The organism is Butyrivibrio sp. MC2021 (genome assembly GCF_000621605.1).
Taxonomy (GTDB): Bacteria; Bacillota; Clostridia; order Lachnospirales; family Lachnospiraceae; genus Butyrivibrio.
The window spans coordinates 330,999-345,903 of the sequence record NZ_JHXX01000003.1 but is presented as its reverse complement, the minus strand read 5'-3'; the positions used below and the strand labels follow the sequence as shown (position 1 = coordinate 345,903).

At 39.5% G+C, this 14,905-nt stretch carries 21 protein-coding genes; all 21 read left to right on the top strand.

Going from position 1 to position 14,905, the window contains the following annotated elements:
* The first annotated feature begins 41 nt into the window (after nt 1–41).
* The 21 genes from T359_RS0109550 to T359_RS0109445 all read left to right on the top strand — a co-directional run bounded on the left by T359_RS0109550 (nt 42) and on the right by T359_RS0109445 (nt 14,712).
* The gene (locus T359_RS0109550) at nt 42–1,487 is read left to right on the top strand and encodes an ABC transporter substrate-binding protein (RefSeq protein ID WP_026517279.1); all 1,446 of its coding nucleotides are present in this window, start codon (nt 42–44) and stop codon (nt 1,485–1,487) included.
* Between the two features lie 153 nt (nt 1,488–1,640).
* Complete coding sequence (locus T359_RS0109545) at nt 1,641–2,564, top strand: carbohydrate ABC transporter permease (protein ID WP_051545218.1); 924 nt, start codon at nt 1,641–1,643, stop codon at nt 2,562–2,564.
* A gap of 15 nt (nt 2,565–2,579) precedes the next feature.
* Nucleotides 2,580–3,425 (top strand): carbohydrate ABC transporter permease, encoded by an 846-nt coding sequence (locus T359_RS0109540; protein ID WP_026517277.1) that lies wholly within the window; start codon nt 2,580–2,582, stop codon nt 3,423–3,425.
* A 15-nt stretch (nt 3,426–3,440) separates the two neighbouring features.
* Nucleotides 3,441–4,148, top strand: coding sequence for a DUF624 domain-containing protein (locus tag T359_RS0109535; protein WP_081795527.1), 708 nt, complete (start codon nt 3,441–3,443; stop codon nt 4,146–4,148).
* A 409-nt stretch (nt 4,149–4,557) separates the two neighbouring features.
* Nucleotides 4,558–4,929 (top strand): YccF domain-containing protein, encoded by a 372-nt coding sequence (locus tag T359_RS0109525; protein ID WP_026517275.1) that lies wholly within the window; start codon nt 4,558–4,560, stop codon nt 4,927–4,929.
* 16 nt (nt 4,930–4,945) lie between these two features.
* A complete protein-coding gene (locus T359_RS0109520; protein ID WP_242839072.1) occupies nt 4,946–5,584 on the top strand; it encodes an NUDIX domain-containing protein in 639 nt (212 codons plus the stop codon).
* Between the two features lie 7 nt (nt 5,585–5,591).
* On the top strand, nt 5,592–6,059 hold the full coding sequence (locus T359_RS0109515) for an HIT family protein (protein ID WP_026517273.1): 468 nt from the start codon (nt 5,592–5,594) through the stop codon (nt 6,057–6,059).
* A 17-nt stretch (nt 6,060–6,076) separates the two neighbouring features.
* Nucleotides 6,077–6,547, top strand: a complete 471-nt coding sequence (locus T359_RS21560; protein WP_051545206.1) for a Trp biosynthesis-associated membrane protein — start codon at nt 6,077–6,079, stop codon at nt 6,545–6,547.
* A 3-nt stretch (nt 6,548–6,550) separates the two neighbouring features.
* Nucleotides 6,551–6,865: a hypothetical protein gene (locus T359_RS0109505; protein ID WP_026517271.1), complete on the top strand. Its 315-nt coding sequence runs from the start codon at nt 6,551–6,553 to the stop codon at nt 6,863–6,865.
* Nucleotides 6,866–6,873: 8 nt separating this feature from the next.
* Complete coding sequence (locus T359_RS19940; protein ID WP_051545203.1) at nt 6,874–7,425, top strand: SGNH/GDSL hydrolase family protein; 552 nt, start codon at nt 6,874–6,876, stop codon at nt 7,423–7,425.
* A 32-nt stretch (nt 7,426–7,457) separates the two neighbouring features.
* Entirely contained in the window at nt 7,458–8,639 is a 1,182-nt protein-coding gene (locus tag T359_RS0109495) for an MFS transporter (RefSeq protein WP_026517270.1), read from the top strand.
* Nucleotides 8,640–8,752: 113 nt separating this feature from the next.
* A complete protein-coding gene (locus T359_RS0109490; protein ID WP_026517269.1) occupies nt 8,753–9,190 on the top strand; it encodes a cytidine deaminase family protein in 438 nt (145 codons plus the stop codon).
* 86 nt (nt 9,191–9,276) lie between these two features.
* On the top strand, nt 9,277–9,846 hold the full coding sequence (locus T359_RS0109485) for an HD domain-containing protein (protein ID WP_026517268.1): 570 nt from the start codon (nt 9,277–9,279) through the stop codon (nt 9,844–9,846).
* Nucleotides 9,847–9,941: 95 nt separating this feature from the next.
* Complete coding sequence (locus T359_RS19935; protein WP_081795526.1) at nt 9,942–10,094, top strand: AbrB/MazE/SpoVT family DNA-binding domain-containing protein; 153 nt, start codon at nt 9,942–9,944, stop codon at nt 10,092–10,094.
* Between the two features lie 42 nt (nt 10,095–10,136).
* Complete coding sequence (locus T359_RS0109475) at nt 10,137–10,817, top strand: nucleotidyltransferase domain-containing protein (protein WP_026517267.1); 681 nt, start codon at nt 10,137–10,139, stop codon at nt 10,815–10,817.
* Nucleotides 10,818–10,901: 84 nt separating this feature from the next.
* On the top strand, nt 10,902–11,198 hold the full coding sequence (locus T359_RS23460) for a DUF4143 domain-containing protein (RefSeq protein WP_026517266.1): 297 nt from the start codon (nt 10,902–10,904) through the stop codon (nt 11,196–11,198).
* Nucleotides 11,176–11,487 carry an ATP-binding protein gene (locus T359_RS23455; RefSeq protein ID WP_197027084.1) on the top strand — a complete coding sequence of 104 codons (312 nt, stop codon included), beginning with the start codon at nt 11,176–11,178 and terminating at the stop codon, nt 11,485–11,487. Before T359_RS23460 ends, T359_RS23455 begins: the two co-directional genes overlap by 23 nt.
* Before the next feature lie 73 nt (nt 11,488–11,560).
* Nucleotides 11,561–12,706 carry a GGDEF domain-containing protein gene (locus T359_RS0109460; protein ID WP_026517264.1) on the top strand — a complete coding sequence of 382 codons (1,146 nt, stop codon included), beginning with the start codon at nt 11,561–11,563 and terminating at the stop codon, nt 12,704–12,706.
* A gap of 147 nt (nt 12,707–12,853) precedes the next feature.
* Nucleotides 12,854–12,991, top strand: coding sequence for a hypothetical protein (locus T359_RS23340; protein ID WP_242839071.1), 138 nt, complete (start codon nt 12,854–12,856; stop codon nt 12,989–12,991).
* Nucleotides 12,992–13,204: 213 nt separating this feature from the next.
* Entirely contained in the window at nt 13,205–14,281 is a 1,077-nt protein-coding gene (locus T359_RS0109450) for an acyltransferase family protein (protein ID WP_026517263.1), read from the top strand.
* The gene (locus T359_RS0109445; protein WP_026517262.1) at nt 14,278–14,712 is read left to right on the top strand and encodes a helix-turn-helix domain-containing protein; all 435 of its coding nucleotides are present in this window, start codon (nt 14,278–14,280) and stop codon (nt 14,710–14,712) included. Before T359_RS0109450 ends, T359_RS0109445 begins: the two co-directional genes overlap by 4 nt.
* Nucleotides 14,713–14,905: the final 193 nt, after the last annotated feature.

Below are 14,905 nucleotides of genomic sequence, written 5' to 3'. Positions count from 1 at the left end.
TACTGCTGAAAAATAATTTTCTAAAGGAGGATATTTCAAGTATGCAAAAGAAAAGATTGTTGAGCATGGCATTAACTGTTATTACTACTACGGCAATGTTGGTAACAGGTTGTGGTGCAAGTTCTCAAAGCGCACAGGGGGAAGCGCAGGACACAACGCAGAACGCAGTAGAGACACCTAAAACAGAGACACCTGCTTCAACTAGTGAGAACACTGGAGAAAAGGTACATATTACCTATGCTCAGTGGGGCAATGAGACAGAGACTGCTGCAACTCAGGCGGTGGCTGATAAGTTCAATCAGTCCCAGGATGAAATTGAAGTAGAAGTAATCAAGATTGACCATGATACCTATGTAACCAAGTTAAATGCAATGGCTACAGCAGGAGAACTTCCTGATACAGCCATCATGAGCGAAGCTGGCGTTTTGAAATTTGCAGAGAATGGCCTGCTTGCAGACATCAGCTCAATGTACGGTGAAGGCGATTCCAAGCCTCTTGATTCCATAACCTTTAAATATCAGGGAACACCTGTGGCATATTCAGCAGCCAATGAGGTACTTAACCTTTGGTACAACATAGATCTTTTGGAAGAAATATGTTCCAAGCAGGGATTAAATGTTGCTGATTTCACACCTCCTGCAAGTGCAGACAGTGCATGGGACTGGGATACATTTGTTAAGATAGCTCAGACACTTACTGTTGATATTAACGGCAATAACGCGCTAAGTCCAGACTTTGATCCAGCAAACGTTGATGTTTATGGCTGCACAGTAAACACCCTTCCATGGCAGCTTGAAGTATGGGCAAAGAGTAATGGCGGTGGATATTATAGTGCTGATGGCAAGGAATGTACTATTAACGATGATGCTACAGTAGAAGCACTGCAGAAGATCGCAGACCTCTCAGATGTGTATCACTGTGCACCTCCTGTAACAAGCGCAGCTAACGCACTTGAATCCTCGCTTGGTTCCAAGAAGGTTGTTATGGCAACAGATGGAACCTGGAATGTAGGAACCTTCCTTGGACCATCTGCTGATTTCAGATATGGTGTAGGCGTTCTTCCTTACATGAAGGAGAAGGTTACAATTTGTACTGGCGGACCAAACGTGGTATTTGCTACAACCAAGCACCCTGAAGAAGCTATGACATGGCTCAAGTGGTACTACCAGGAAGAAAACAGCTGGTCACTTATTGAAGCAGGAACATGGATGCCTATTCTTGATAAGTGGTACACAGATGATGAATTTACAAATAAGTGGATTGATAACCCTAATTATCCTGACCATGATATGTACAAGAGTGCAGTAGTAGACTACGCAAGAGAAAATTCTCAGTCAACAGCATGGTATTACATCAATGCAACAGACGAGTTTAATGCAACTCTTGATTCAGCATTCTCGGCTGTTTGGTCTGGTGATCAGACAATGAAAGAAGCTATCGATGAGTATTATGATGAGCTAAATGATATTTTCAGCACAAATAATTAACAATTAGTACAGTGCCGTGCGAAGACAGTTTATAATAGCCTTTGAAACATGGTCAAAAGTGCAGTATAACTGCCTTCGCCGGCGTTGATATCAGGGGAGAGGGATTATACAATGGAAGTTGCGGGGATATATAGTACAAGCGAGGCGAAGAGTATGAAAAGAGCATCCGGCAAAAGAAAAATACGTACTTCTCAGTCCAAATATAATAGAAAAGAGGAAAGATGTGCCTATTTGTGCCTGATTCCGGCATTCCTTGGAATCACCTTTATAAGTTATCTTCCTACCATAGCAGTGTTTGTACTTAGTTTGTTTAACTATAATGGTTTGTCCACCCCTGAATTTGTGGGTCTGGATAATTACATTAGGATATTTACAAAAGATGTGTATTTTGCAAGTGCTGTAAAGGCAACGCTTTTGTATGCATTTTTTGCAGTTATCGGCGCGGTTATCTATTCTCTGGTGATAGCACTTATTCTAAACATGGATATTTTTGGAAGAACTATCTTCAGATCTATTTTCTTTATACCCTATCTGCTACCGGCAATAGGTGTTTTCAAAGGCTGGCAATGGCTTTATGAGCAGAACTATGGACTCTTTAACTTCATCTTCAGAATGCTGGGGATTCCACCCCAGAGATTTTTGGACAGTCCAAGGCAGGTAATACCGGCCCTTGTTCTCATTGCAGTATGGGCCAGCGGAAATCTCATAGTAATATTTCTTGCAGGACTTCAAAATGTACCTACAGTGTACAAGGAAGCAGCTCAGATAGATGGAGCCAACTCATGGCAGAGATTTTGGAACATAACTATTCCATGCATCAAGCCTATTATTTTTTATAATGTATTGACTGCTCTTATCACACATCTGCAGGTAGTTAATCCGGCTCTAGCCCTTACAAATGGCGGCCCGGCCAAGAAGTCTATGTTTTTATCTTATGTTATCTACATGTATGGATTTGAAAAAAATAAGCTTGGATATGCAGCAGCTTTTTCAGTTATATTCTTTGTTCTGGTAGGCATTTTTACAATAGTATTATTTGTAACTCAAAAAGATAGCATCTTTAGCGATGAAGCATGAGAAAGGGGGGCAGACATGACAGGAAAAGAAAAAAGGAAACTGGCAAACCGCTCAGTTGTAACATTGATTGCCTTATTTTTTGCATTTCTGACACTCCTTCCAATATGGTGGATATTCAGATCTTCTCTTATGAGTGTTGCGCAGGTCAACGCTTATCCGCCATCCTTTATTCCAACAGAGTGGCTATGGTCCAACTACACCAAGACCCTTCAGACCTTCGAATACTGGACATATTTTAAAAACACCTTTTCAATTATCATTCCGGCTGTGACATTTGGTGTTATTACTGCCATCTTTTGTGGCTACGCCTTTGCCAGACTAAGGTTTAGAGGCAAAAATCTTATATTTAAGATCTGCGTCAGCACAATTCTTCTTCCGGGCATGGTTACGCTGATTCCACTTTATATTGCGTGGACAAAATTCTTTGGACTTGGTGACACATATTGGCCTCTGATCCTGCCGTTTTTAACAGGTGGAGGATTCTTTAACATCTTCCTGATCAGGCAGTTCCTTATGACAATCCCAAGGGATCTTGATGAAGCTGCATCAATAGATGGGGCCAGCCGCATGAGGATATTGTGGACAATTCTTGTTCCTGCGATCAAGCCGGCAGTAGTTGTTGTTGGAATGATGTTATTTATACAGATTTGGAATGATATGCTCCAGCAGATAATCTACATTAACAGTATGAGCAAGTTTACTTTTGCCATTGCACTCACCAATTTCACAGGCTCTTTTGGAACAAACTGGCCCATGGCTATGGCAGCCACTTTTATGACTATTCTGCCTGGTATATTAATCTATATATTTGGGCAAAAGAGCTTTGTAGAAGGTATAGTACTGACTGGTATGAAGAACTAATATATAGGGGAAAAAATGAAATACTTGAATCGTTTTATGAAATGGTATCTTGGAGAAAACGATGTGGAAAAAGAGCCGCCTAAGGACGGCTTTTTCCGCATCTTATATCTTGTTGTTAATTTTCCGGGAAAGCTGTTCATGATAAATATAGTATTTATCATAAGCTGCATTCCTCTAATCACAATACCGGCTGCATGGACAGCACTTTGCGCCTTTACCGGCAAAATGTTTCTGAAGGGTTATGACTTTACCCTGGAAGACTATCTTGCAGAATTTAAAGATGGCTTTATTAAAAAGCTTGTCTTGGGCATCATGGAGTCTGCAGTCATTTTCTATGGCTATTATCTCATGAGCCTTGCGGGAAACTTTAAAGCTGTCTCTGACAATACTTCATATGTGATCATCATGGGTGCCGGCTGCGCAATATTTGGCATAGGCATTCTTTTTGCATTATGGACTATTGTATTGGCTGCTCATCTGCGTCTTGGATTGTCAGGAATAATTAGAAACGCAGCCATACTCCTTATTCTGGAGTGGAAGAGCAGCCTGAAGCTTATTATATATACAGCAATTTATCTGTTCATAATACTTGCTCTTATGCCGTACTCAATTCTTGTGCCAATGATCATTGGTAATTCTCTTTATGGCTTGATCTCTTGCAGCATAATATGTCCGGTGATAAAGCGGAGAATTACTGATCCTTATGAAGAAGCTGGTAATTAAGAGGAAATTTATAACACAGGGCGTATAGACCATATGGTTTATACGTCTTTTTCTTTTGTCTAAAAGTACAACGTCATTGTACTTTTCTCTCCCTAAGTCCAATCTTTGGCAAACGATTAAAAATGCATGACAACCTATAACATCACGATTGCAAAGGCAGTTGATGAAGGATATTATGTGAAAGAAGGATTTAAGGTGGTATCAGATGAATTCCTGGAGGATGGAATTTATGATGCGCTTGAGCGGAACAGGGAATTGATGAAAGGCCGGTAGATATCAAGAAGTGGACGGAGCTTGAGGGAGTAAGGACTTACTTTGAGTTTTTTGAAAAGCATAAAAACGAGTTTTGATGAGGATTTGAACATGAATGAAATGGAAATGAAAGCAAGAGCAAGGGAGAAGTTAAATTATGAGATTTCTTGGTAATTTGATTTGGATATTATGCGGAGGGCTGCTTAGTGCCCTGGGATGGTGGATTGTAGGACTTCTTTGGTGCTGTACAGTTGTAGGAATACCTGTAGGGCTCCAGTGCTTTAAGCTGTCTTCAATATCACTGAATCCTTTTGGAAAAGAGATTGTGGATGAAGGCGGAGCAGTATCGCTGCTTCTTAACATACTTTGGATCTGCCTTTCCGGCATTGAACTTGCGATTGCGAATGCTATTATTGGCTGCATTTTCTGCATTACTATTATCGGAATACCTTTCGGCAAGCAGTTCTTTAAGATTGCGAGAGTAGCTCTTTTACCATTTGGTGCAAGGGTTGTGAGGGTGCATTATTAAGATGAGGTTTTTGTAAGTGTTAGATGAAGTAAGCAGCTTGCCGATTCAGGGGGTGAGCTTGACACTCCCATCAGCTAAAGCTAATGGGAGTGTCAAACCAGAATATATAAGAGGTACAGGAAGCATGAATGATGAAGAACTGCATTTAAATTTGGAAGATAAGGAATGGCCACTTACAACAATTGACCACGACAGAATGATAGCCAGGGCAATAGTGGTGGATGGTGATGATAATTTCTATTTTGTCAGGGCAAATAGAGATGATGATTTTGGAAAAGCAACACTAATAGAGACAGCTGGAGGTGGAGTTGAGTCTGGTGAGAATCTCGATACTGCAATCAGACGAGAACTTAAAGAGGAACTGGGTGCTGAGGTTGAAGTGATATGTAAGATTGGAGTAGTAAGCGATTATTACAATCTGATTCACAGGCATAACATCAATAATTATTTTCTTTGCAGGGCTAAATCTTTTGGAGATAAACACCTGACACAGGATGAAATAGAGGATTTTCATCTTTCGACACTGAAGCTTCACTATGATGAAGCACTTGCAGAATATGAAAAGTGCAGTAGTACAAGATTAGGCAGACTGGTAGCTAATAGGGAAGTACCTGTTTTGAAGCGAGCTAAGGAATTACTTGATATAAAGGAGTAGAAAGTGTATGTGCGGAGTATGTGAAAGAATTAAAGAAACAAAAGCAGGGGACAATCCATTTCTTGTAAAAGAACTGGAAACTGGATATGTGGTAATTGGGGATTTTCAGCATTTTAAGGGATATACATTATTTTTGTATAAAGACCATGTTGTTGAATTGTTTGATCTGGACAAGGAAACAAGAGCAAAGCACTTATATGAAATGACACTTGTTGCTGAAGCTGTGAAAAATGCTTTCGGAGCTGAAAAGATGAATTATGAGTGTCTGGGAAATGGTGAAGGTGGTGCACATATTCATTGGCATCTGTTTCCAAGAAGGGCTGGCGACATAGATAACTATGGAAACCAAGGCAAGGGACCTGTCTGGTGCTATCCAAGTGAAAAAATGTACGCTGACACTAATAGACCCAGCAGTGAAGAACTAGAAGAGATGAAAACAAAACTTCTTTGTGAGCTGGATAAACTGCTGGGGTAATAATTTGTGGAGGATTCATGAAGAAGTTTAACACGTTGATAAACATGATAATGGTATTTGGCGCAGGAATCTTTGTAGAGAGTCTTTATGCTGCGTACAGGGATTTCATAAATCATCCTGAAGTGTATGAGATCAATTCAGCTCCTTGGTATTACTATTCTGCAATTCCAAATGCAGTAGCTTTTGTGGCTTTTATGATCTTGTGCCTACTAATTAAGCTCGCTATTCATAAAAGAGCAGGGAGAATAATTCTCGGAGTTTTAGCAGCTATTGTAGGAGTGCTCTGGATGGCTATTACTCTCTACACGAGTACACCGCATTCTTATACAATTATAGGTGGTGCTGATGGACCGACTTCAATATTCCTAGCTGGAAAATATGGCGCAGGCACCATTATTACTGCGGTTGTAGGAGGACTCGTTTTAGCAATAGCAGGGATTATACTAATAGTGAAAAAAGGAAACAAGAGCGATAGTAAGGTGGATTGAAGCATGCTAATAGGAATCCTATCAGATACACATGGACTATTAAGGCAGGAAGTGTCTTTTGCCATTCTTGAGATATCAGGCCCCGGAGAGTTTGAGTTTAGAAAAAGAGTCATAGATAACTCAGGTCAGGATTCAAGGCTTCCAAAGGATATAGACAGGATTATTTCCAAGGCAATGGACATGACAGATAAAGGAAAAACGCATAAAGAAATTGCCAAGAAGCTAAAGATATCAGAAGAGCTTGCAGAGAGTATTTGCAGAATGTACCTGACGCACCCGGGAGTGGATGTTGCCGGGATACTACAGAGGATAAGCTGAGGAGGAATATGAGAACACTTTTTATTGGAAATAGCCACACTTACTACAATGATATGCCAAAGATGTTTAAAGATATTTGCGCTGAGAATGGAATTGATATGCAAGTTACTATGCTTACAAAGGGCGGAATGGGCTTAGATTATCATGCAGAAAATGAACAGACAAGATTTAATATCCTTTTTGGAGACTATGATTTCATCGTATTACAGCATGTGGCACATCCTATGGGTGAGTTTGAGGTTATGGAAAAAGCGGCTGATACAATTATGGAATGGATCAGGCAAACGAAGGCGGTTCCTTGCTATTACATGACATGGACTGAAGAGAAAAATGAAAAGTTCCAGTCTGAAATGTCTTCAAGATATAGGAAATTGGCTAGTAAACATGACTGTCTTGTGGCTCCTGTAGGTGAAAAATGGTGGGAAGAATATCATAAGAATCCCACTGTGGATCTTTACTTTGAAGATAGAAGGCATGCATCGCCTGCGGGTTCAAGACTCGTTGCAAAAACTATATTTGAGACATTGAATGGTACGAAGGAAGAATGGGATACAAAATAACTTCCAGTTAAATGTACGTGAGGCGAATAATAATGGAATTAAAGAAGAATTACAAAAAAACACAGCTTGCATGCTATCTGGGATTTGTAACGCAGGCTATATGTGCTAATTATGTCCCGTTGTTGTTTATAACATTTCACAATGTCTATGATATATCTTTTGGGATGCTTGCGCTTATATCATCATGTTTTTTCGTTACTCAACTGATAGTTGATTTCTTGTGCGCTGGAATAGTAGATAAATTGGGATACAGAGCATGTATTATTGCGGCAGAAATAACCTCCGGATTAGGACTGGCGGGATTGGCATTCCTACCTGATTTATTACCTGTACCATTTTATGGAATCCTTGCATGTGTCATTATTTATGCTATTGGGAGTGGCCTGACTGAGGTTTTGGGCAGTCCGATCATTGAGGCATGTCCTTTTGAGAACAAGGATTCTATGATGAGTCTTTTGCACTCCTTTTACTGTTGGGGATGGGTTGGTGTTGTACTTTGCTCTACGGTTTTCTTTACTGTCTTTGGCATAGAGCACTGGCGGATAATGGCACTGATATGGTCAGTCATACCATTTTATAACATTTACAATTTTGCAACCTGTCCGATAGAATCATTGGTTGAAGATGGCAAAAGTATGACAATGCTTGAACTCTTCAAAACAAAAGCGTTTTGGATTTTTATTGTTTTGATGGTTTGTGCCGGTTCATCAGAAATAGCGATGGGTCAGTGGGCATCGGCTTTTGCTGAGTCAGCATTGCATGTCTCCAAAACAGTCGGAGATTTGGCTGGTCCTTGTGGTTTTGCAGTATGTATGGGTATTAGCAGATTGCTTTATGGGAAATTTGGTGAAAAAGTTGATTTGACTATATTCATGATGGCTTCGGGAGTAATGTGTCTGGTTTGTTACCTGATTGCAGGATTGGCAGGAGCTCCGCTGGCAGGATTAATAGGTTGTGCTTTGTGCGGATTTTCTGTAGGCATTATGTGGCCCGGCTCCATCAGTATTTCATCTCAGATACTTCCTACGGGTGGTACAGCAATGTTTGCTCTTCTTGCTTTGGCAGGAGATTTAGGTGGAGCTGTAGGGCCTGCGATCATTGGTAATGTATCTCAGAAAGCAGCAAATAATCTGCGGGCAGGGGTTTTAGCAGGAATAGGTTTTCCAATTGTTTTGGTAATCTCGGTACTATATATTCGAAAAAAGTATAGATGATTATACAAACTGAAGTTTCGTCGGGATGATGTATAGGTGAGTTTTATCGGAATATATTCCAGCATTACTGACTAATAATAACATGATGACTAATTTGAAGTTGTGGAGGGAAAATGGATATTTGGGAAAAGATGTATGAAAAAGCAAAAGAGCAGTATCATCCTGAAGAGGTATCGCCTTTTATATATGCACATAATGTTGTTTGTGCTATAGAAGCCGAAAACGGAGAGATTTATACAGGATTCTGCATCGAAAGTTGCAGTGGGGTAATGAACATTTGCGCTGATAGAATGGCAGCTCTCAATATGTATATGAACAGTGGTCAGACAAAAGCTAAGAGGTTTATTGCATTTAGAGATACTGCTCCTAATGGAGGCGGCAGTGGAATGCCATGTGGTGCATGCAGAGAGTTTTACTACCAATTGAATGAAACCAATGAAGATATGGAAATCTTGGTTGATTATGAAACAAGGGAGACAATCACATTAAAGGAACTCATGCCAAATTGGTGGGGAAAAGAACGTTACGCAGAAGCAAATAATAACCAATAAATGCAAGCTTGAAGAGTAGAAGAAGCCTAGTTTGTTGATGTTTTATGTTCCATTTAATTGATTATCAAAACAGAGGAGGAGCTGGTATGAACGCAAGGGAGTATTTAGAGATTTTACATGTTGCAGAGAGACTGAAAGATACGCCTCGTCATTGTACTACATCGAAAAGAAGAACTGAGAGTGTGGCAGAGCACAGCTGGCGTATTTCACTCATGGCATTTCTTCTAAAACACGAGTTTACAGATTTAGATATCAATAAAGTTGTAGATATGTGCCTCATTCATGACTTGGGGGAGTGTTTTACCGGCGATATTCCGACATTTGTAAAGACTGATTCCGATAGAGAAGTTGAGGATTCTCTTTTGAACAAGTGGGTTAAATCCCTTCCTGAGGAACTATCTGGGGAGATAGCTGCCCTTTATGAAGAGATGGATGCCCAAAAAACTAAGGAGGCTAAGCTATACAAGTCATTGGATAAACTTGAGGCCTTGATTCAACACAACGAATCCCCAATTGATACATGGGCTGAAAATGAGTATGAACTCAATAAGACCTATGCCTTTGATACAGTATCCTTTTCAGAATGGCTTACAGACCTTAGGAAAGTAATTCTTGAAGATACCTTAGAAAAGATTGAAAAAGAAGGTCAAGAGTAAGTATATTCCAGCATAACGTACTAATCTGGATGAGAAATAAGTTGATTTTTTTTGTTTTAAGGATACACAATGTATATACAAAGGAGGTGCTGATTATGCAAGTTCAAGTTAAAACATGGGGAAATAGTCAGGGAATTAGAATACCAAAAGAGGTACTTCAGGAAGCGGCTGTTTCAGTTGATGATGTTCTTGATGTAAAGGTATCTAATGGCATGATAATGCTTGTTAAACCATTTAGACATCTGTGAAACGGCATCTTCCGGTTTTTCAAAATAATAGGTGGTATATAAATGAATAATCTAGTGGATATAAAAGATTATACGAAAAGATTAACAGAAGCATTAAAAATGAAGTTTGGCAAAAGGCTTTTATATGTTGGACTTCAGGGAAGTTATCTTAGAGATGAAGCTACGCCTGAGAGTGACATTGATATTATGTTGGTATTAGATGAGATACATTCAAAAGATTTGAATGCTTATCGTCAGATACTGGAAGAACTGGGCGAATATAATCGTGCATGTGGATTCGTTTGCGGAAGGAATGAATTGTTGAATTGGTTCCCTGAAGAAATCTGCCATGTACTTCATACCACTTCGGATATATATGGCAAACTGAATGATATAGTGCCGAATTACAGTAAAAAGGATGTGGCGGACTATATCAAGATGAGTGTCGGAAATTTATATCATATTCTTTGCCATAGACGTATTCATTCTGAAATGGAAAAGAACGTTAATAAACTGCCCTTAGCTAAAAGAGATATTTTCTTTATTCTTCAGAATCTTTATTATCTCGAAGATAATACTTTTATCAAGAAAAAATCTGAGGTGACTTATATAGTTAAAGGGAGTGATCTTCAGGTTTGGGACTGTTTCTCGGAAAATGTCACTTATGAAAACATAGATCAGAAATTAGATTTGTTATTGGATTGGTGTAAAGATGTTTTGAAAAGAACATCGGGATATAAATAAATTCCAGTTTAGCCATTATTTTGCAAATACATTGCGCACAGGCGTAATAATGTGTCAATATTACTTTGCGTACTGCGGTATGTTATGCAAAATATTACCTTACTTATAATGATTGGTAATTTCCTTATGGATAATGTTGGCAATCAGACTTCGATAAGAAATGTTGCCTCTAAGCTTACGTCCGGTACATATAAAACAAACGATAAAACGGTTGGATCATATATAGATTATCTGTGCCGTTCTTTTTTGTTCTACCCAATTCAGAGATATGACATAAAAAGGAAAAAATATCTTGAATCAGACAAGAAGTATTATCTTTCGGATCTGTCTTTCCGCTTTGCTGAATTAGGACCAAAAGATGCTGACTATGGTCATGTATGAGAATATAGTGGCTCTTGAGCTTTTGCGCCGTGGCTACGAGGTTTATGTTGGAAAGCTGTATGAAAAAGAGATTGATTTTGTTACTATTAAAGAAGGTGAAAAGCTGTACATACAGGTTTCCGATGATATAACAAGGGAGGAGACTTTTAAGAGAGAAGTGGCTCCGTTGTTGAGCATTAAAGATGCTTATCCAAAGATGCTCATAGCAAGAACGAAACATGATGAGACACAGCATGAAGGAATAAGGATAATTGATATTGCCAAATGGCTTGTTGATTCGCAAAAGTAATATAATATTATGTATCTATATGTTAACTGTATTGCGCTTGTATAAAATACAATAGGGCGGAATGGAGGCATCAGTGGCAGATTATCTAGGCTATGTGTTAGCAAATATATCATGTATCGTATTTTTGAGTATAGTTTTATTCACGCTTGAAAAGGGGATAGATAAGCAGGTTTCCACTTTATTTCTTGCGCGGATAATGATGCTTTTGGTGGGGTATTTTGCATCGGATTCAGTGTGGGTGCTGTTTGAATGTGGAGTCTTTAAGTGTAGCAAGACAGCAATGTACATAATTACGATAATTCCGTATATTTGCCTGTTGATTACAGCATGGTTTTGGTTTCTTTACTGCGAAATTGTACAGGGAAATACAAAGATTCTTAGTTGGTCTAGATTTGTTGCAGCTGCAGTCCCGTTTTTGACTGCAATTATAATACTTGTGATAGGTGTTTTTACGGATTATCTCTTTATAATTGATGATAGTGGATATCTGAAATATGGTTTTCTGTATGCTTTTTTATTAAGCATTCCATTTGGATACCTATTGTCTTCTTCAATAAAATCTTTCTATAGAGCCTATACCAGCAATAGGTACTATGATCATAGCTTGTACATAGCTATGGGGGTGTTCCCTATAACGCCTATGGTTTGTGGAATGCTGCAGGCTTTTTTCTTGACTGTTCCAATCATGTGTTACAGTGCAACGGCAGCTGTATTATTACTATATTTAACAGCTACAGAAAACAGAATATCAAAAGATCCGTTGACCAAGATCAATAACCGTCAGGAAATGAATAGATATCTTTCTCAAAAAATGAAGTCCCGGACACAAAAGATGGATTTGTATCTGTTGATTCTGGATGTGGACCATTTTAAGGGTATAAATGACAGATATGGGCATGTAGAAGGTGACAGAGCATTAGTGACAGTTGCGAAGGCTTTAGAAATATCATGCTCAGATGCCAAAAACAGGGCATTTTTATCAAGGTTTGGAGGCGATGAATTCATAGTCGTCATGGAAGCTGAAAATGAACAGCAGATCCAAGAAGCAGCTGAACTGATTCGTGAAAACATAACAAAGCTAAATGAAGAATCCGGGGCAGTCTTTAAACTGGAGGCTTGTATCGGGTATGCCAGATATGATTTTGATAATCCGGTAACTATTCCGCAGCTGATTGCTCAAGCTGACGAAAAATTATATGAAATGAAAAATAATCGTTAAACTATTCTATATGGACGCTACCAGACTAATTACAGATATTAAAGAAAATAAAATAGATGCAGTTCAGAACGCGTTAATACAGGAACCTTCTCTTGTGAGTAAAGAAGCGCTTTTTTGTGCTGCTCAAAAGGGCAACCTGGTAATACTGTGTTTGGGGTATTAGATAATGTCTATTACTTATGCGATGAAGGGCTAAAGAAAGGCAAGCGCTTTACCGGTGCCATGATGGGCATGTATGCATATTCCGGTGAGGGGGATTTGACGGCTGTGTTTTATGAAAACTGAGATGAGCGTGGCAGTTTGGGTAGTTCTTCTGTTGAATCCGCATTAAAAAAACTTGTTGACGACGGCACCAATGAGCGCTTTTATAAAACTATGCGCTCGCAGCCAAATTTAACAAAAATAGCAAAATATGTAAGCTTCGCTTGGTAGACAGGTGGAGCTTACTTTTTTATGATTGAGAAAAATGTTAAAATATTTAGCAAAGGTGGTAGAAATATGAGGAAGGTGTACTTGGATAATATTCGCTGGATAACAGTAGTGCTGGTTGTCATCTATCATGTAATCTACATATTCAACGGCGTTACACAGCATGGAATCATCGGCCCTTTCAGTGAACATCAGCCCCAGGATACATATCAGTACATTGTATATCCTTGGTTCATGCTACTTCTGTTTGTGGTATCCGGCATGTCAGCCCGCTATGAACTGGTTAAGCGAACAGAGAAGGAATTCATCAGAGTAAGGACGAGAAAGTATCTTGTGCCATCAACAATTGGCCTTCTGTTTTTCGGCTGGGTTCTTGGCTACTACAATATGCTGATTTCCGGTGCATTTGATTCCATGAACAACGTACCGGGGCCAATCCTTTTCCTGATTATGGCAGTCAGCGGCTCTGGCCCTCTGTGGTACATTCAGATGCTTTGGCTCTTCAGCCTGATACTGGTACTGATCAGAAGGATTGAAAAAGACGGATTTTATAATATATGCGGCAAAGCAAATCTTTTGACACTTATACTTCTTGTCATACCCGTATACGGAGCAGCGCAGATACTTAACACACCGATAATTGTGGTATACAGATTCGGTATCTACGGACTGGGCTTTATGATCGGCTACTTTGTATTGTCCCATGACGAAGTGATGGATCGACTTGGTAAAAACTGGGTGTTATTAAGCATCCTTGCCTTCGCATCCTGCGTAGCCTTCGTGATTTTATATAAAGGTCAGTCTTATCCGGATCACGTGGTTCTGGATACAATCATGTGCAATGTATATGCTTGGTTTGGAACACTCGGTATACTTGCCTTCATGAAAAAATGGGGAAATTTCACGAATGCTTTCTCAAAGTGGATGTGCCGAAAATCATGGGGCCTCTACGTATTCCATTATCTGATGATAGCGGTCAGCGGATGGTATCTGCATACATTATGTCCGTTCCTTGCCCCTGTCATCGTATACCTGTTGGTTGCAATAGCAGCATTCGCAGGCTCCTACCTTCTGTATGAAATCATGAGCCGCATACCTTTCATAAGGTGGTGTGTTCTGGGAATAAAAAAGGAGAAGAAAGAATGAGTTTTGCAGACAATCTTATGGAATTAAGAAAGCTTAATAACCTGTCACAGGAGGAAATTGCTGAGAAGATAGGCGTATCCAGACAGACGCTTTCAAAATATGAGACCGGAGAGTCGCTGCCGGACATAAAGAGATGTAAGATGCTGGCTGACCTCTTTGGTGTATCCATGGACGACCTTATCTCATATGAAAAGAATGATTCGGACAACCTGGGATATGCTATACCGCCGAAAGGAAAACATATCTTTGGAATGGTCAAAGTAGGAGATAAGGGTCAGATCGTCATTCCTGCCAAAGCAAGAAAGATCTTCAATATTAAAACAGGCGACAATCTGATTGTCCTCGGAGATGAATTCCAGGGTATTGCCCTTATAAAAGAAAAAGGTCTCCTGGGACTTATCAACAGTGCGAAAGAAAGTATAACTGACTAAAATAATGTCAGACATATCGAAGTAAAAGTGGTTGATGGTAACAAGACGATTCATTTGTATGAGAAGTATGGTTTCAAAATGAAATCTCACATATTGGGGATTAAGCGATAAATTCTTTCAGTTTTACGCGCCGATCTACATGCTTCTGACCATATGCGATCGGGATCCAGAGCGTGAGAAAGAGGCACTTAAG

Excerpts from the sequence above, each read along its gene's own strand:
- T359_RS0109550 (WP_026517279.1), top strand. The coding sequence starts at position 42 with ATGCAAAAGAAAAGATTGTTGAGCATGGCATTAACTGTTATTACTACT.
- T359_RS0109545 (WP_051545218.1), top strand. The coding sequence starts at position 1,641 with ATGAAAAGAGCATCCGGCAAAAGAAAAATACGTACTTCTCAGTCCAAA.
- T359_RS0109540 (WP_026517277.1), top strand. The coding sequence starts at position 2,580 with ATGACAGGAAAAGAAAAAAGGAAACTGGCAAACCGCTCAGTTGTAACA.
- T359_RS0109535 (WP_081795527.1), top strand. The coding sequence starts at position 3,441 with ATGAAATACTTGAATCGTTTTATGAAATGGTATCTTGGAGAAAACGAT.
- T359_RS0109525 (WP_026517275.1), top strand. The coding sequence starts at position 4,558 with ATGAGATTTCTTGGTAATTTGATTTGGATATTATGCGGAGGGCTGCTT.
- T359_RS0109515 (WP_026517273.1), top strand. The coding sequence starts at position 5,592 with ATGTGCGGAGTATGTGAAAGAATTAAAGAAACAAAAGCAGGGGACAAT.
- T359_RS21560 (WP_051545206.1), top strand. The coding sequence starts at position 6,077 with ATGAAGAAGTTTAACACGTTGATAAACATGATAATGGTATTTGGCGCA.
- T359_RS0109505 (WP_026517271.1), top strand. The coding sequence starts at position 6,551 with ATGCTAATAGGAATCCTATCAGATACACATGGACTATTAAGGCAGGAA.
- T359_RS19940 (WP_051545203.1), top strand. The coding sequence starts at position 6,874 with ATGAGAACACTTTTTATTGGAAATAGCCACACTTACTACAATGATATG.
- T359_RS0109495 (WP_026517270.1), top strand. The coding sequence starts at position 7,458 with ATGGAATTAAAGAAGAATTACAAAAAAACACAGCTTGCATGCTATCTG.
- T359_RS0109490 (WP_026517269.1), top strand. The coding sequence starts at position 8,753 with ATGGATATTTGGGAAAAGATGTATGAAAAAGCAAAAGAGCAGTATCAT.
- T359_RS0109485 (WP_026517268.1), top strand. The coding sequence starts at position 9,277 with ATGAACGCAAGGGAGTATTTAGAGATTTTACATGTTGCAGAGAGACTG.
- T359_RS19935 (WP_081795526.1), top strand. The coding sequence starts at position 9,942 with ATGCAAGTTCAAGTTAAAACATGGGGAAATAGTCAGGGAATTAGAATA.
- T359_RS0109475 (WP_026517267.1), top strand. The coding sequence starts at position 10,137 with ATGAATAATCTAGTGGATATAAAAGATTATACGAAAAGATTAACAGAA.
- T359_RS23460 (WP_026517266.1), top strand. The coding sequence starts at position 10,902 with ATGCAAAATATTACCTTACTTATAATGATTGGTAATTTCCTTATGGAT.
- T359_RS23455 (WP_197027084.1), top strand. The coding sequence starts at position 11,176 with ATGCTGACTATGGTCATGTATGAGAATATAGTGGCTCTTGAGCTTTTG.
- T359_RS0109450 (WP_026517263.1), top strand. The coding sequence starts at position 13,205 with ATGAGGAAGGTGTACTTGGATAATATTCGCTGGATAACAGTAGTGCTG.
- T359_RS0109445 (WP_026517262.1), top strand. The coding sequence starts at position 14,278 with ATGAGTTTTGCAGACAATCTTATGGAATTAAGAAAGCTTAATAACCTG.